The sequence below is a fragment of the Leptolyngbya sp. O-77 genome (genome assembly GCF_001548395.1).
Taxonomy (GTDB): domain Bacteria; phylum Cyanobacteriota; class Cyanobacteriia; order Elainellales; family Elainellaceae; genus Thermoleptolyngbya.
Genome location: NZ_AP017367.1, coordinates 3,511,715 through 3,527,214 on the forward strand (window position 1 = coordinate 3,511,715; position 15,500 = coordinate 3,527,214).

Consider the following 15,500-nt stretch of genomic DNA (forward strand, 5'->3'; position numbering starts at 1 on the left):
CTACTTCACGCAGCAATTGCAGCCCTCACCCTAAATCCCTCTCCCAGAGCAGGAGAGGGACTTCAACCCCATATCTAGCTCCCCTTCTCCCCACTTGGGAGAAGGAGTTGGGGGATGAGGGCAGTAAGTTTGCTGTCTCAAGTCTGTCAGTGCCCTCTTTAAAGGGTAGGCTGCAAAGGGTAGGCTGCTTTAAAGGGAGGCTGCTTGAACCGGGCAGTGGCTCAAGCCGTCCGACGACGGTTTGCTAGGGCCATCGCTGCGTAGTAGTAGAACGTGAACAGCACGCTAGAAAATAGCTGTCCGCCCCAGTGTCCGTGCCAAAACTTGAAGGCGGCGTCGCCCCAATAGACCGAGGCAATGGTGAGCAGCATGATGCGTGGCACGTTGAAGATGAGCGCCAGCACAGCGCCGATCGCCATCATGCCCAGCACCTTAGGCCAAGTTTGCTTGAGAAATAAACCCATGATCATCCCAGCAGCGGTCATGGTGAACGCCATGTTGAAGCCGTTGCAGCCCCAGTCTACATCCACCGCGCCTTGGGGGAGGGCGACCACCGTGCCATCGGCGATCGCCGAATGACCAATTACCCGCAGCGCTGCGGCCCCCGCCTGCGCCATGATGCGCTCTAAAAACTCTGGCGGGGTTAGCGCTGTCCATACAAGCCGCGCCATCACGCCGGGTTTTGGGTAGGCTGTCAGGATGAGCAACCCGACGGGTAAGGGATAGCGCCAAAAAAAGCTTGCGCCCCATGTGCTACAGGCGATGCCCGCCAGCACCAGCAGCCAAATCACAGACTGGGGCCAAATGTCGAATCGGCAGAAGGGAAACAGCAGCACCCCGCAGAGAATCAGCAGGTGTCCGAGAACCTGGTCTTCTTCGGAGGCGTGCATTTGGGCGAGATGGTCGCGCCGCTTCCAGAGCTGACGCAAGCCCAAAAACACCATGACCGAGAGGAGCGGCAAGCCTGCTGACCCTTGCGCGGCGCGAGTCACCAAGCCCGGTAGCCATGCCGCCAGGTAGCATAGCCCGACCGTCAGCCCCGCCAGCACCAGCCGTCCGTGCCAGGTTTTCACTGCGTCTTTGAGCAGCGGCAAGATTGTATTGCGAATGCTCTGACGAACGCTGGACTGAATGCTCTGGAGAATGCCGGGGCGCTTCTTTTTACGACTTTTGGTTTGGCTCATGAGGTTCCATTTTCAGGCTTTAGCTTCGGCGCGATCGCATCCCGACTCGTCCCAGACCAATCAGCCCCAGCCCCACAATCACCAGATTGCCGACGCTGGCGATGCTGGATTTGGTAATGCCCGTTTTGGCGTTTTGCTTGAGGGAGTCTGCCTGGGCTTGCACCTGGCGGGCGGCTTGCTCAAGCTGCTCTGGAGTGACATTGGGCGGCAACTCCTGATTGCGGCTTTGCTCAATTTGGGTTTGAATTTCGGCGGCGCGGCTGCTGATGTTTTCGACGGTTTCTTGCTGCAAGACCAGTCCATCGCGGATCACCACCAAGCAGCAAATTTGAAAAAGTACACCAACGGCCAGCGCGATATAGGCCAGCGGCTTGCGCTGCGATCGCTCTTCCCAGAAGCCATACAGCAGCAGCGCCATGCCAAACAAAAACACGATGCTGCGATCGCCCAGTTGTTGCAATACGCCAATGCGCCACGCCTCGCCTGCCCCAAACGGCAGGGCGATCGCGCTCATATCCAGCAAAAAACCCGCTAAACAGGTAAATCCGACAATTCGGCAAAGTCCTTTTGCCACCTGCGGATTGACCATCGACTGACCCGGCACGCTAACCATATGCACACCACCTAATGTGAAATTGTGAGATTTTGAAACTGTGGAATGATGTGAAACTGCGGAGCTGTGAAACCTTGCAGCTTGAAGCGCTTCAAGGGTGAATTCACAGATGAATTACGTCCGAATTCACACATGAATTCACGGCTGAATTCACGGCAGGGCGATCGAAACGGAAGCGTTTCGACAGGGCGATCGCATTCCACTTCTTCTTTCACTGACAGAAAACAGTCGTCCGGGTGATGCCAGCACAACTTCTTCCGTGCTTCGCACGGGCTTTGTGAAGGCTTTACATACAGAGGAGAGAGGCTACGTAGCGCCCAGGCTACCAGGCGCAATACCAAACTGTTCAGCACAGATGGGCTGAAGCGTTTCGAGCCTGATCCCCCTCGCCCCCTTAATCAGGAGAGAATTCCAAAAAGCCCGCTTTCAAAAGGGTTTGGGGAATCGAATGGCGTAAACCGTGATAGGCTTCAGGGGCTTCGCTTACTTCACGATCGCCCCAAAGTCGGCCAGCACCCGCGCATGGTTTCGCAATAGCCCCAGCAGGTTGAGCCGATTGCGGCGCACGGCTGGGTCATCCGCCATCACCAGCACGCTGTCTTCGCCATCAAAAAAGCGGCTGACCACAGGCGCAGCTTTCGCCAGCGCATCGATTAGTTTTTGGTAATTGCGCTCGGCTTTGGCGGCTTGCGTTTCGGGCACCAGCGCCACCAGTGCGTCATAAAATGCCTGCTCAGAGGGCTTTTCAAACTGCTTTGGATCGATTAGGGGCCTGGGGTCGAGGGCGGCCGTGTCTAGATCGCCCTGCTTAGCCAGCCGCGCCGAGCGGTTGACCGTTTCATAAATCGCGTCCAGGGTTTTGTCCTGGCGAATGGACTGGAGGAACAGGGCGCGATCGCGCACATCCAGCACATCCTGCAAAGCGCGATCGCCGTATTCAGCGTCATTTTCGCCCACGACGGCGTTTACCAGATCATAGTCAATGCCCCGGTCTTCCTGGAGCAGCGTGCGAATCCGCGTCAGGAAAAAGTCGCGGAGTTGGTGATGCAGCGCGGCGGCATCTTTCACCGTGCCCGTGGGATAGTCGGCAATCACGTCCTGGAGCAGCCGATCCAGATTTAGCGGCAGGTTTGCGCCCCAGGCGATGTGGACGATGGCGTTGGCGGCGCGACGCAGCGCGAAGGGGTCAGAGGAGCCGCTGGGAATCATGCCCAGGCTGAAAATGCCCACCAGCGTATCGATCCGATCGGCCAGCCCTACCACCTGCCCCGTCTGGGTTTGCGGCAGCGAGTCGGATGCGCCCTTGGGCAGGTAATGTTCGGCGATCGCCACTGCCACAGCTTCCGGCTCCCCACTGGCGCGGGCATACTTTTCGCCCATCACGCCCTGGAGTTCTGGAAACTCGCCCACCATCTGCGTCACCAGATCCGCCTTGCACAGCAGCGCCGCCCGCAGGACGTGATTTTTCGCCGTGCCCGCGATCTGGAGCTGGTCGCACAGCCGCTCGGCAATGCTAACGAGGCGATCGCCCTTGGCCCGCATAGAACCCAGCGCTTCTTGAAACGTGACGGTTTCCAGCTTGGGCAGATAGCTCTCTAGCGGCTGCTTGCGATCGCTCTCAAAGAAATAGCGCCCGTCCGACAGCCGCGCCCGAATCACGCGCCCGTTGCCTTCGGCGATGATGTCTGACTTGGCCGGGTCGCCGTTGGAAATCGTAATGAAGTAAGGCAGGAGTTCCAGGGAGCTTTCGGACTTTCGCACCGGAAAATAGCGCTGGTGGCTCTCCATCTCCATCACCAGCACCTCAGCGGGCACCTCCAGAAACTCCGGGTCAAACTGCCCGACGACGGCGGTGGGATATTCCACCAGATCCACCACTTCATCCAGCAGACTGGGGTTAACGGCAGCAACCCCGCCGACCCGCTTGGCAGCAGCCACGGTTTGCTCTTGAATCACCTGACGACGCTCGGCCGGGTCTACTTCGATGAATGCCTTCCGCAGCGTGGTGACGTAGAGCGAGGCGCTGGGAATCTTGACGGGTTCGGGGTGCAAGATGCGGTGTCCCTGGGAGAGGCGATCGCTCGTCACGGTTTCGCTGCCATTCACCAGCGTCAGCGGCAGCACGGCCTCGTTCCACAGCGCCACCAGCCAGCGAATCGGGCGAGAAAACCGCTGCTCGCCGTCGCCCCAGCGCATAAACCGCTTGCCTTCTAGCTTGAAAATCCAGTCGGGCACGAGTTCCTTCAGCACGTCGGTGGTGGGGCGGCCGGGAACCGTCTGCTGCACGAAGACAAACTCGCCCTTGTCGGTTTTGCGAATTTCAAAATCTGCGACCGACACGCCGCGCGATCGCGCAAAGCCCTCTGCTGCTTTGGTCGGCTGCCCGTCCTTAAACGCCGCCTGCACCGACGGGCCCTTGGCCTCTTCGACCCGATCAGGCTGTTGCTCTGGCAAGCCCTCGATCACCACTGCCAGACGGCGCGGCGTGCCGTAGACATTCACCGCTGAGGGATTTAGAAAATGCTCACTGAGGCTGGCGGGAATTTTCGTCTGCCACTGGGCGATCGCGCTCGCCACAAACCCGGCAGGCAGTTCTTCCGTCCCCACTTCCAATAAAAACGTCGCCATAGGTGCGATTCTCTCCAGACGTGGCGGCTCATGCCCCAGCGCCTTGCTAGTCCTAACGGTTCTCAACTTCAACAGTGTATCGCAGGGCCGGGGACGGAACGATCGATGCCTCGTCGAGAGATGGGGGACGCGGGGGCAAAAAGGTCTGCAAGTTTATGCCCAGTCTGCCTCCGAGAAGCCTTGAATAGGGCGACTGAAGTCACCACTACAAGAAGTCACCACTACGAACGGTGAATAGGGCGACTGAAGTCACCACTACAAGAAGTCACCACTACGAACGGTGAATAGGGCGACTGAAGTCACCACTACGAGCGGTCGAAGGAAATTGCTGGAGTCCTTACAGACGCATACTGGCAATCTAAAATCAATCGCCAATCCAAAATCGCCAATCCAAAATCGCCAATCCAAAATCGCCAATCCAAAATAGCAGCGGCGGTTGATAATAGCGGCATGGACGACTCGACTCTCTCGACGCTGTATTGCCCGCTGGCGGCGACCGACCAGCTTTGCTATATCCACATTCCCAAAACGGCGGGGTCTACCCTGACGGCGATCGCCGATGCCCAGTTCGATGTGCGCCAGATTGCGCCAGGGCCGTATCAGTTGCCCGCGCTCGACCCGGCCGCGAAAAATTGTACTCCAGAGGAACTGAGGGGGCTGCTGACCCGCTATCGCTTCATCCGGGGACACTTTAGCCACAATCTGATTCGGCAATTTCTGACGCGCCCAGTCTACATCACTGTGTTGCGCGACCCGGTGGATCGGGTGATCTCGCTGTATGAATTTTTTCGGCGGGCGGCTCAGCGCGGCACTGCGGAAACGCCAGAATACGGAGTGCTGATGCGGGCAGCGGCGGAACACGACCTGCTGGGCTTTGTGTTGCATCCCGACCCCATTGTGCAGCAGCGGACGAGCAATTTTCAGACGCGGCAGTTGGCGATTTGGGATGGAGACGAGGCGGCGCTGTCGGTGGGCGATCCCCAAGGGGATTCCTTGGCGAATTGCCTCCAGTTGGCCTGCGCCAGCGTGGATCGCTTTGCCTGGGTGGGCGTGATGGAGCAGTTTCACGCCTCGGTGCAGTTGCTCAACTATCGTTTTGGCTGGTATCCGGCGGCGGAATATCAAAACCTGCGCGTGGTGACGCATCGGCCGCGGCGGGAGGGTCTGTCGCCAGCGGTGATCGAGGCGATCGCCCAGCACAACGCCCTCGACCAGGCGCTATATGACCACGCCAAAACCCGCTTTGCCGCGCAATATCAGCAGATGCTCAAGGCGCTGCACCAGCACGAAAACCTGCAAGATGCCAGCGACCCGACCGCCGTGCAAGCCGCGCTCCAACAACACTACGCCCGCCACTATGCGGCGACGCATCCGCCAGAAACGTTCTCCGGACTCTCCCGCAAGCGGTTCGTTTACGACTTTCGACAGCCGCTCTCTGGCAAAGGCTGGCATCGGCGCAGCGGTCGCTTTAACGGCATTTCGCCGCAGGATGCCACGCGCTGGTCTGGGCCGGGGCCGGTGTCGGTGCTGGATTTGCCGCTGGCAGGGCCGCTGACGGGCAATGCCGATGTGCGGCTGACGCTGGAAATCGATCGGGCAATCGCCCCCGATGTGTTGGATAGCCTGGAGCTGACGGTGAACCAGCACCCGGTTTCGCTGCGTGTTCAATCGCGCCAGGGCAATGGCGGCGTGCTGACGGGCACGATTCCGGCGATTCGCGAAGCGTTCGCGCAAGCGGTGCAGCGCACTTTCCCTCCGGGAAGCGCCCTCCAACATTCCCAACCCTTTGCCCGCTTTACGTTTCGAGTCCCCCACACGCTGCCGCTGAATGCAAACAATCCTGCGTCAGAGGACGATCGGCTGGTTGGTTTTGCCCTGCGGCAGTTGACGCTAGAACCCCTTCGCCGCTGGCGGATTTGGTAACAAAGTTTAAGGGGCAGGGTCTGGATGACGCTAAAAGCCTGCTAATCCCACTCTCCAGCGGGGTCGCCCTCTGCTTCAGCCATGACCTTGAGGCGGATGCGGCGGGAAGTGCCGCTGGTGGGGTCGCCCAGTTGCAGTTCCAGAATTTCGCCGGAGAGCGGAGTTAGATACGCCAGGAGCGATCGCAAATTGGGAGTGCTGCTGCCGCTGTCGAGGTAGACTCGTTCCGACAGGCTGACGATGCGCCGCCAAGTCGTGTAGAGTTTGGCGATCGCCTGTTCAAGCTGGGCTGCCTGGTTGACCAGGTCGGCAGTGCTGTTCAGGCAGCCGATTCGCATCGCTTCTTCCAAGGCGCTCTCCAGATCCAACCCATCGCGATTGAGTGCCTGCACCTGGGTTGCTGCGTTGAGGTATTTTGCCAAAAAGCGGGCCTCGGCGGTGACCTGCTTCACGGTGTCGATGTCGGGATTTTCCGCTACTTCGTCCCGTAGGTGAACCTGGTGTGCTTCGGGGAGTTTCTCCATTTCGCGCACCAGCGGAGCCAGATAGCGCGTCGGCAGGGTGTGATCAGCGGCTTTTTCTTTCACCTCGATGGGCAGCAGGTCGGAGGTGACGGCAGTCCACTCGTCCGCTAGTTGCCGTACTTCTCGCCGCGTGATGCGATCGCCCCGGTGGGCTGCTTCGCTCACCATTTGCTGCACCTCTGGCGCAGCCTGAGCCGTTTCGATAAAGGCGCGTTTGCTGAACTGGCTCACGTCTTGCGGCTCCAGCAGCCCTTCTTGCAGCAGCAGGTCGGCACTGTCGGCTAGCTCCATCAGACTGTAGGCCTGACTTTTGCTAATTTCCCGATCTGCCAGCCAGCGCAAAAAGCCGGAGCCGCCAGCATTGCCGACACGCTTTTCGCGATCGCGCACCGTTTTCAAAATGCGCCCGCGCCAGATGTCGGTCTGCAAATCAAAGCGATCGCACACCTGCCACGCCGCCTCGATCTGCTGCTGAAACTCGTAGTCAGAAATCTGCTCATCCTCTGGGTCGGGAAGCTGAAAGGTCAGATAAACCTCAGGGGTGGTGGACGTGAGGTCAGAAATATCGGGTGCGGCAACCATATCTAGCGTTTGGCGGGAGCAGTTTGGAGGGGCTGGATTATTATGGCAGGTTTCCCGCAACTTTTCAGAAGACCCGCCAAAAGCTTTGTCTAGCCCACGGCCGTCAGTGCGGCCAGCAGCGCCCTCAGCAGCGAGGCCATCAGCAGCGAAATACCGCCCACAATGGCAACAACGGCGATCGCAATCAGGGCCACGGTTTGGCGATCGGCTGCCTCACGCTGGGCGGGGTTGGCCAGGTGCGCCTCCAGCAGGGCCAGGTTGCGGGCGTTGCTTTTCCACACCGCATCAAAAAAATCGCCCATCCCTGGCAGCAGCCCCAAAATACTGTCTAGGGCGAGGTTTCCCACCATGCGGAACAGCGTTTCCGTGGGCAGGCGAAACCGCAGACACTCCAGTACCAGATAGGCTGACAAAAATAGCCCCACCACGTCGCCGCCCCCCGGAATCAGTCCCATGATCGGGTCTAGCCCAATGCGATAGCGCGTTCCGGGGATGGGAATCGCGTTATCCAGCAGATAGGCCAGGGTGCGAATGCGCTGGAGAGCGCTGGCATCGGCAAGGGCGCGAGAGTCTCGCTGGCGTGACATACAGAACTTAGTCTAAAGGCGCGATCGCCCCGGTAGGGTCTCTCTCAAACAAGCTGGGCGGGTATGGGCACCGGGGGCGATCGCTGGGAAGGACTATTGTGGGGACAATGATCGGGAAGACGATGATCGGGAGGACGATTGTGGTGAGAACTCTGGTGACGATGACATAGTCGGAAAAGGAGTCGTCTAGGGTGTAGAAGCCACGGTGTAGAAGTCACCCTATTGTTCCTGAAGTCTATCTCTAAAGCACTGCGGTTGAGGCCCATGATCATGCGTCCTATTCAAGCAATTTTCGGCAGTTTGGCGATCGCCACGATGCTCTCGGTGGGCTGCTCCTCTGTGCAGCCACAAGCCTCGGTTAGCCCAACGTCTGGGGTTGCCCCGTCCGCCCCGGTCAATCCCCAGGCTGAACCTCAGACCGATGCGAGAGATGGATCAAGGGGCACGTCTCCCAGTCCTGCACCCGACGAACCGTCTGCCCCTGTCGCCCAGTCCCTCGGCACCCCTCTGCCCATTGAGCAAATGGCGATCGCAGGCATTCCGCTCCAGGCTCCAGAGTCAGCCGTCCGACAGCGGTTTGGGGAACCCCTGAACCAGGTGGATGAAGACTGGGCCTGCTGCGGCATGGTGCGAATCTTGGGCTATGCTCCGGATACCACGATCAAGCTGTTAGAAAGCCTGGACGGCAGCACGTTTGAGGTTTTTTCTTTTAGAACGCGCAATCCCGACTTGGCAACGCGGGCCGGCATTCGCGTCGGCGACTCGCACCAAACCCTGCTCCAGACCTATGGCCCGCCAGACGGCATCCGCGAAGAAGAGGGCGACACCCTGCTGTTTTATGGTGTACCCGATGAGTATGCGGCAGCGCTGTGGTTCAAGCTAGAGGGCAATTTGCAGAGCGATCCTTCCAGGAATCGCATTGTCGAAATCGGCTACGACGCTCAATTGACTTAGACGTAGGCAGTGCGAAAGGAGCATCAGTCGCATTCTAATCCCAAATCCCCGGCAGCGGAAAAGGGGAAAATCGAGAGAATGTTTACGCGAAAACCCCGTCGAAATTTGATACCTTAGTACTATAAAATTTCTCGCAACTGCCATGTAGAAACGGGTTTGGCGCTATCTACTTCTTGATCGACAGACTCCACATCTAGAGTTTTCGTTACAAGAATGGCGCTTCAAAATCCAGGGATGGTGTTAATCTGATGCTCAGCCCTGTTTGTGGTTTGAGTTATGTCTTTTGTCGGCCTGCACATCCACAGCGACTACAGCCTGTTAGACGGCGCGAGTCAGCTCGACCAGCTCATCGATCGGGCGATTGAGCTAGGAATGCCAGCGATCGCCCTGACGGATCACGGCGTGATGTACGGCGCGATCGAAATCCTCAAGGTGTGCAAGAAGCGCGACAACGCCGTCAAGCCCATCATCGGCAACGAGATGTACGTGATCAACGGCGACATCACCAAGCAGGAGCGTCGCCCCCCGCTACCCACCAGGTCGTCCTCGCCAAAAACACCCAAGGCTACAAGAATCTCGTCAAGCTGACCACCATTTCTCACCTCCAGGGTGTGCAGGGGAAGGGCATTTTCTCGCGCCCTTGTGTCAACAAGGAACTGCTAGAGCAGTACAAAGACGGGCTGATCGTCACTAGCGCCTGTCTCGGCGGCGAAGTGCCCCAGGCGATTATGCAGGGCCGTCCGGATGTGGCGCGGCGCGTCGCCCAGTGGTACAAGGACGTATTTGGCGACGATTACTATCTGGAAATTCAAGACCACGGGCTGCAAGAAGAGCGCATCGTCAACCCCGAAATCGTCCGCATTGCCCGCGAGCTAGACATCAAGCTGGTCTGCACCAACGATTCGCACTATATCTCCTGCTACGACGTGGAAGCCCACGACGCGCTGCTCTGCATCCAAACGGGCAAATCCATCGTGGAAGAGAAGCGGCTGCGCTACACGGGCACGGAGTATTTGAAATCCGCCGATGAGATGCGGCTTTTGTTCCGCGATCACCTGCCGCCGGATGTGGTGGAAGAGGCGATCGCCACCACCCTCGAAGTGGCCGAAAAGGTCGAGGGCTACAAAATCCTGGGTGAACCGCGCATTCCCAACTATCCCGTGCCCGATGGCTACACGCCTGCTACTTACCTCGAAGAAACCTCCCGATCTGGGCTAGCCAAGCGCCTCCAGGTCGCCACCTACCGTGAAGTCCCCCCAGACTATCAGGAGCGACTGGAATACGAGCTGCAAATGATGCACCAGATGGGCTTCGACGGCTACTTCCTGGTGGTGTGGGACTACATCAAGTTTGCACGAGATCACGGTATTCCCGTAGGGCCAGGGCGCGGATCGGCAGCGGGGTCGCTGGTGGCCTACTCCCTGGGCATCACCAATATCGATCCGGTGCATCACGGCTTGCTGTTCGAGCGCTTCCTGAACCCAGAGCGCAAGTCTATGCCTGATATCGATACGGACTTCTGCATCGAACGTCGGGGCGAGGTGATTCAGTACGTCACCGAGAAGTACGGCACCGATCGCGTCGCGCAGATCATCACCTACAACCGCATGACCTCCAAGGCCGTGCTAAAAGACGTAGCGCGGGTGCTGGATATCCCCTACGGCGAGTCCGACAAGATGGCGAAGATGATTCCCGTCGTGCGCGGCAAGCCGGCCAAGCTGAAGGTGATGATCTCCGACGAAACGCCCGCGCCGGAGTTCAAAGAAAAATACGATAGCGATGCCGTCGTCCCTGGCAGCGAACCGCCTGTCACCTATCGCCGCTGGATCGACATGGCCATGCGGATCGAGGGCACCAACAAATCAACGGGCGTGCATGCGGCGGGTGTGGTGATTTCGGCAGAACCGCTGGACGAAGTGGTGCCGCTGGAGCGCAGCAAGGAAGGTGGCATTACCACACAGTACCCGATGGAAGACATCGAACTGCTGGGACTGCTCAAGATGGACTTCCTGGGGCTAAAGAACCTGACGATGATCCAAAAAGCCGTCGATCTGATCAGCAAGACTCATGGCATCCAGGTCGATCTGGACAACCTTCCGATGGACGACCCCGCCACCTACCAACTGCTGGCGCGGGGCGAGTTGGAGGGCATCTTCCAGTTGGAATCGTCGGGCATGCGGCAAATCGTGCGGGATCTGAAGCCGTCGGGTCTAGAAGACATTTCCTCGGTGCTGGCGCTCTATCGACCGGGGCCGCTGGACGCGGGACTGATTCCCAAGTTCATCAACCGCAAGCACGGCCGCGAACGAATTGAATACGAACATGAGCTGCTCACCTCCATCCTGAACGAGACCTACGGCATCATGGTCTACCAGGAGCAGATCATGAAAATTGCTCAGGACATGGGGGGTTATTCGCTGGGGCAAGCCGACCTGCTGCGGCGGGCGATGGGCAAAAAGAAGAAGGAGGAGATGGAAAAGCACCAGAGCATCTTCACTGAAGGCGCAGAGAAGAACGGCGTGCCCAAGAAGGTGGCGGCGGAACTGTTTGACCAGATGGTGAAATTTGCCGAGTATTGTCTGAGCTACGACACTCAGATTCTGACCGTGGAATATGGGGCGATCGCCATTGGTGAAGTCGTAGAACGCCAGCTTCCCTGCACTGTATTCAGCGTCGATGCGAATGGGTTTGTCTATACGCAGGCGATCGCCCAGTGGCACCAGCGCGGGCTGCAAGAGGTGTTTGAATATACCCTGGAAGACGGCTCCACCCTCCGCGCCACCCCCGATCACAAATTCATGGCAGAAGATGGCGAAATGCTGCCCATTGATGAAATTTTCGAGAAAAATCTGGCGCTAAAACGAGTTACCGTCCCTGTGCCTGCTTGTTCGAGAGGTTAAGCAATGATCTCCCCAAACCTTTACCCTGGTGAGTCCTGAAATGGTCAGCACTGCTCCCCAATTCTCGGTCCCGCGATCGGCGCTCTCTGGAGAGCGCCGCGTCACGATTCATCAGCTCAACTGGCAAGGCTATCAGCAGATTCAACAGGCCCTGGGAGAGCGGCGATCGCCCCGGCTGACCTACGACCACGGCACGCTAGAGCTAACTATGCCCCTGGAAGAACACGAGAGTTTTGCAGAGTGGATTGGGCTATTCATTCGGATTTTGGTAGAGGAATTCGGATTGAAAATTAAGTCCATTGGCTCAACAACGCTGGAGTATCCCAACCAAGCGCGCAGCGCCGAACCGGATAATGCTTACTACATTCAAAACCAGGGGCGGGTGACCGGACGACGGATTAATTTTGAGCAAGATCCCCCACCAGACTTAGTGGTAGAAGTCGATATCACGCACACCGATATTGATAAGAATCGCCTCTATGCCAGCATTGGTGTACCAGAGTTTTGGCGCTTTAATGGTCAAGTTTTGAAGATTTATCAACTCCAGGCACAAGTCTATGTAGAAGTAGAAAATAGTCCCACGTTTCCCACAGTTCCAAAAGAAAAACTCTATGACTTTTTGCAGCAGGCGAGTTGTGATGAAGTCGAAGCGAGTCGTGCCTTAAGAAGCTGGATACACCAGATGCGCGAGTCCTCTTAATATTCGAGATATTCGAGGGAATATAGAGTTTAGAACGCAGTTTGACAGAATTTGACTAAGAGGATGTTTGAAAAGTCCTACTGTTTGTAGCAAAGCGTGCAAGATCCCCCTAAATCCCCCTTAAAAAGGGGGGACTTTAAGGCGGTTTCCCCCCCTTTTTAAGGGGGGTTGGGGGGGGATCTCTGAGTGCTTAACATTACAGGCGATCTTTTCAAACATCCTCTAAAGAATTTGACTCACAAGATAGCAAGGGGCGATCGCCAAGATGGTTAGAATTATCAGCCGCAAATCATTAGGCACCCAATGGGTTTACGATATCGGCGTCGAACGCGATCACAATTTTGTGCTGCAAAATAGCCTGATCGCCTCCAATTGCTTCAACAAGTCGCACTCGACGGCCTATGGCTACGTCACCTTTCAGACGGCGTATCTGAAGGCGAATTACCCCGTGGAATACATGGCGGCGCTGCTGACGGCCAACAGCGACGACCAGGACAAGGTGCAGAAGTACATTTCCTCCTGCACGATGATGGGCATCACCGTGGAGCCGCCGGACATCAACCGATCGGGCGTGGACTTTACGCCGCTGGAGCGCAGTATTTTGTTTGGGCTGTCGGCGGTGCGAAACGTGGGCGCAGGGGCGATCGAGAATATTTTGCAGGCGCGAGAGGCGGACGGCCCGTTTAAGTCGCTAGGCGATTTGTGCAGCCGCATCGACCCGCGCACGGTGAACCGGCGAGCGCTGGAGGCGCTGATCCAGTGTGGGGCGTTGGACTGCATCGAGACGAATCGGCGGCAGTTGATGAATGATCTGGATTTGGTGCTGGAGTGGGCGCAGTCGCGGGCGAAGGATCGGGCGATCGGGCAGGGCAACCTGTTCGATATGATGGGCAGCGTCAGCGAAGCGCCGGGAAGCTTCGAGGCGGCTCCCAAATCTCCGACCGTCGAAGACTTTCCGCAGCAGGAGCGGCTCAAGCTTGAAAAAGAACTGCTGGGCTTTTATGTGTCGGATCATCCGCTGAAGAACATTCGAGAAGCGGCGCGAATTCTGGCCCCGATTAACCTGGGCAGCCTGGAAGAGCAGCCAGAAGGGACGAGCATTAGCGCGATCGCCATGCTGACGGGCGTGAAGCCGGTGGTGACGAAAAAGGGCGATCGCATGGCCATCATCCAGCTCGAAGACCTGACGGGGCACTCCGAAGCGGTCGTCTTTCCGCGCACCTATGAGCGCATCGGCAGCCTGATCGTGCAGGATGCGCGGCTGATGATCTGGGGCAAAGTAGACAAGCGCGACGAGCGCAGCCAACTGATTGTCGAGGATGCCGAACCTGTGGAAGACGTTCAGTTGGTGATGGTGGAACTAGACGCACAGATTGCAGGCGACATTGTGCAGCAAAACACCCTGCGCGAGGTCATTCTCAAAAACCGGGGCGACGAAGACCAGTGCAAAACGCCCATCGTGGCGATCGTCGCCGGGGCGCATCGGCGGGAACTCGTGCGGCTGGGCAACCAGTTTCGCGTGCAGGATTGTCAGGCCGCTGTAGCTGCGCTGAACCAAGCCGGCTTCCGCGCCCGCTCAACAGCGTTGACCAGTGCCTCTTAAAACACGAACGCACTGGGTCAGAAGAAAACCTTTACCACTTGTCCCTGAATCTCTTGACCCAGCCAGGGTGTGTTTGCCGAGCGAGATTGCAGCGTTTGGCGGGTGACTTTCCACAACGGGCGCGGGTCGAATAGGGTCAGGGGGGGAGGCGTGTCAGGGGCGATTCGCGAAGCGCTCCCTACAGGAATCGCCTCTGGTTGCTCTCCCAAACAGCGCAGGGGGTTCGTACTCAGCGCCCGCCACAGCGTCAGCGCGGGCAGGTGTCCTGGCTCCACCAACTGCTGCCAGAGCAGCGGCAGCGCCAGTTCCAGCCCAATCGCCCCCGGTGGTGCTTCGGCAAAGGGGACGGTTTTTTCTTCGTAGGTGTAGGGGCTGTGGTCGATGGCGATCGCCTCAATTACCCCATCACGCACCGCTTCGATCAGCGCCGCCTGATCGTCTGGCGTACCCAGCGGCGGCTCCAGGCGCAGGTTTGGGTCATAGCGGCCGACGGCTTGCGTATTCAGCAGTAGATGATGCCAGGTCGTGCTGGCGGTGATCGGCAGTCCGCTGGCTTTGGCTTGGGCAATTAGCGCCACGCTGCGAGCCGTGGAGACGCGCATCAGGTGAACGGGTGTGCCGATTTGGGCGACGCATTCCAGCAGGGCCGCCAGAGGCGCAGTTTCGGCGATCGCTGGCGCACCGGGTAGCCCAAACCGAATCGCGTCGGGGCCGTCGCGCATCACGCCGTTGCCCCGCAGGGTTTCGTCGCAGCACCAGAGGGCGATCGGTCGGTTCAGCGCCTGGGCATATTCGAGCGATCGCCGCAAGAGTCCCCACTGGCGGATGGGTCGCCCGTCGGCAAAGCCCGCAATATCCGTCTGTGACAGCTCGCCCAACTCTGTCATCTGGTCGCCTTTGGCATCTAGCGTCAGGGCGGCCCAGGGTTGCAAACGGGGCAGTCCGGCTGGGGCGTGTTGCCGTATCCACTCCACATCGGCAGGCGTGGCGATTGCCGGATCGGTGTCGGGCAGCAGCAGCACCCGCCCAAAGCCACCCGCTCGTGCCGCCCGGTGCAGCGAGTCCAGCGTCTCTCGCGATTCGTAGCCCGGTTCCCCAGAATGGCTGTAGAGATCCACCAGCGCCGGGCCCAGCACTAGCCCCGAAGCATCCGTCACCGTCACATCAGCGCTGGGCGGCTCCACATCGTCGGCAATCGCCCGCACGCCGTCCGACTCGAGCCACACATCCACCACTCGATCCGTCTCTGCCATCGGATCGAGCAGCCTGACCTGGCGGAACAGTTCACTCGCCATAGCCCCT

13 protein-coding genes and 1 pseudogene are annotated in these 15,500 nt (G+C 58.6%); 7 read left to right on the plus strand and 7 right to left on the minus strand.

Annotated elements, in window-relative coordinates:
• Positions 1 to 221 precede the first annotated feature (221 nt).
• The 4 genes from crtC to O77CONTIG1_RS24650 form a co-directional block, all read right to left on the minus strand.
• On the minus strand, positions 222 to 1,184 hold the full coding sequence (gene crtC / locus O77CONTIG1_RS14920; protein WP_068511948.1) for a cyanoexosortase C: 963 nt from the start codon (positions 1,182 to 1,184) through the stop codon (positions 222 to 224).
• 19 nt (positions 1,185 to 1,203) lie between these two features.
• Positions 1,204 to 1,797 (minus strand): HpsJ family protein, encoded by a 594-nt coding sequence (locus tag O77CONTIG1_RS14925; RefSeq protein WP_068511951.1) that lies wholly within the window; start codon positions 1,795 to 1,797, stop codon positions 1,204 to 1,206.
• Positions 1,798 to 2,280: 483 nt separating this feature from the next.
• Positions 2,281 to 4,425 (minus strand): glycine--tRNA ligase subunit beta, encoded by a 2,145-nt coding sequence (gene glyS, locus O77CONTIG1_RS14930; protein WP_068511954.1) that lies wholly within the window; start codon positions 4,423 to 4,425, stop codon positions 2,281 to 2,283.
• 305 nt (positions 4,426 to 4,730) lie between these two features.
• A complete protein-coding gene (locus O77CONTIG1_RS24650; RefSeq protein WP_156435295.1) occupies positions 4,731 to 4,877 on the minus strand; it encodes a hypothetical protein in 147 nt (48 codons plus the stop codon).
• Between O77CONTIG1_RS24650 and O77CONTIG1_RS14935 the strand changes: the two genes are divergently transcribed.
• Positions 4,876 to 6,348 (plus strand): sulfotransferase family 2 domain-containing protein, encoded by a 1,473-nt coding sequence (locus tag O77CONTIG1_RS14935; protein ID WP_068511958.1) that lies wholly within the window; start codon positions 4,876 to 4,878, stop codon positions 6,346 to 6,348. The two genes, O77CONTIG1_RS24650 and O77CONTIG1_RS14935, sit on opposite strands and share 2 nt — an antisense overlap.
• A 41-nt stretch (positions 6,349 to 6,389) precedes the next feature.
• Here the strand turns inward: O77CONTIG1_RS14935 and O77CONTIG1_RS14940 are convergent, their stop codons facing one another.
• Together O77CONTIG1_RS14940 and O77CONTIG1_RS14945 are read right to left on the minus strand one after the other, a co-directional pair.
• Complete coding sequence (locus O77CONTIG1_RS14940) at positions 6,390 to 7,454, minus strand: hypothetical protein (RefSeq protein ID WP_068511962.1); 1,065 nt, start codon at positions 7,452 to 7,454, stop codon at positions 6,390 to 6,392.
• Between the two features lie 89 nt (positions 7,455 to 7,543).
• Positions 7,544 to 8,041 carry a DUF4112 domain-containing protein gene (locus O77CONTIG1_RS14945; protein ID WP_068511964.1) on the minus strand — a complete coding sequence of 166 codons (498 nt, stop codon included), beginning with the start codon at positions 8,039 to 8,041 and terminating at the stop codon, positions 7,544 to 7,546.
• A 270-nt stretch (positions 8,042 to 8,311) separates the two neighbouring features.
• Here O77CONTIG1_RS14945 and O77CONTIG1_RS14950 point away from each other — a divergent pair, with 270 nt between their 5' ends.
• From O77CONTIG1_RS14950 to O77CONTIG1_RS14965, 6 genes and pseudogenes are all read left to right on the plus strand, one after another.
• Complete coding sequence (locus O77CONTIG1_RS14950; protein ID WP_156435297.1) at positions 8,312 to 8,995, plus strand: hypothetical protein; 684 nt, start codon at positions 8,312 to 8,314, stop codon at positions 8,993 to 8,995.
• Positions 8,996 to 9,271: 276 nt separating this feature from the next.
• The gene (locus O77CONTIG1_RS28005; RefSeq protein ID WP_317134112.1) at positions 9,272 to 9,583 is read left to right on the plus strand and encodes a PHP domain-containing protein; all 312 of its coding nucleotides are present in this window, start codon (positions 9,272 to 9,274) and stop codon (positions 9,581 to 9,583) included.
• Positions 9,571 to 11,517 (plus strand): annotated as a pseudogene (gene dnaE / locus O77CONTIG1_RS14955) (DNA polymerase III subunit alpha); the annotation flags it as partial. The gene O77CONTIG1_RS28005 and the pseudogene dnaE, both read left to right, overlap by 13 nt.
• Positions 11,518 to 11,550: 33 nt before the next feature.
• On the plus strand, positions 11,551 to 11,895 hold the full coding sequence (locus tag O77CONTIG1_RS28010; RefSeq protein ID WP_317134264.1) for a hypothetical protein: 345 nt from the start codon (positions 11,551 to 11,553) through the stop codon (positions 11,893 to 11,895).
• A 40-nt stretch (positions 11,896 to 11,935) separates the two neighbouring features.
• On the plus strand, positions 11,936 to 12,595 hold the full coding sequence (locus tag O77CONTIG1_RS14960; RefSeq protein WP_068511968.1) for a Uma2 family endonuclease: 660 nt from the start codon (positions 11,936 to 11,938) through the stop codon (positions 12,593 to 12,595).
• 265 nt (positions 12,596 to 12,860) lie between these two features.
• On the plus strand, positions 12,861 to 14,198 hold the full coding sequence (locus O77CONTIG1_RS14965) for an OB-fold nucleic acid binding domain-containing protein (protein ID WP_068511971.1): 1,338 nt from the start codon (positions 12,861 to 12,863) through the stop codon (positions 14,196 to 14,198).
• 17 nt (positions 14,199 to 14,215) lie between these two features.
• On the opposite strand, the gene O77CONTIG1_RS14970 is transcribed toward O77CONTIG1_RS14965, so the two are convergent.
• Positions 14,216 to 15,493: a dihydroorotase gene (locus O77CONTIG1_RS14970; protein WP_068511975.1), complete on the minus strand. Its 1,278-nt coding sequence runs from the start codon at positions 15,491 to 15,493 to the stop codon at positions 14,216 to 14,218.
• Positions 15,494 to 15,500 lie beyond the last annotated feature (7 nt).

Coding starts and splice junctions, on each gene's coding strand:
- O77CONTIG1_RS14970 (WP_068511975.1), bottom strand. CDS start 15,493: ATGGCGAGTGAACTGTTCCGCCAGGTCAGGCTGCTCGATCCGATGGCA.
- O77CONTIG1_RS24650 (WP_156435295.1), bottom strand. CDS start 4,877: ATGCCGCTATTATCAACCGCCGCTGCTATTTTGGATTGGCGATTTTGG.
- O77CONTIG1_RS28005 (WP_317134112.1), top strand. CDS start 9,272: ATGTCTTTTGTCGGCCTGCACATCCACAGCGACTACAGCCTGTTAGAC.
- O77CONTIG1_RS14940 (WP_068511962.1), bottom strand. CDS start 7,454: ATGGTTGCCGCACCCGATATTTCTGACCTCACGTCCACCACCCCTGAG.
- O77CONTIG1_RS14950 (WP_156435297.1), top strand. CDS start 8,312: ATGCGTCCTATTCAAGCAATTTTCGGCAGTTTGGCGATCGCCACGATG.
- O77CONTIG1_RS14965 (WP_068511971.1), top strand. CDS start 12,861: ATGGTTAGAATTATCAGCCGCAAATCATTAGGCACCCAATGGGTTTAC.
- O77CONTIG1_RS28010 (WP_317134264.1), top strand. CDS start 11,551: ATGGTGAAATTTGCCGAGTATTGTCTGAGCTACGACACTCAGATTCTG.
- O77CONTIG1_RS14945 (WP_068511964.1), bottom strand. CDS start 8,041: ATGTCACGCCAGCGAGACTCTCGCGCCCTTGCCGATGCCAGCGCTCTC.
- O77CONTIG1_RS14960 (WP_068511968.1), top strand. CDS start 11,936: ATGGTCAGCACTGCTCCCCAATTCTCGGTCCCGCGATCGGCGCTCTCT.
- glyS (WP_068511954.1), bottom strand. CDS start 4,425: ATGGCGACGTTTTTATTGGAAGTGGGGACGGAAGAACTGCCTGCCGGG.
- crtC (WP_068511948.1), bottom strand. CDS start 1,184: ATGAGCCAAACCAAAAGTCGTAAAAAGAAGCGCCCCGGCATTCTCCAG.
- O77CONTIG1_RS14935 (WP_068511958.1), top strand. CDS start 4,876: ATGGACGACTCGACTCTCTCGACGCTGTATTGCCCGCTGGCGGCGACC.
- O77CONTIG1_RS14925 (WP_068511951.1), bottom strand. CDS start 1,797: ATGGTTAGCGTGCCGGGTCAGTCGATGGTCAATCCGCAGGTGGCAAAA.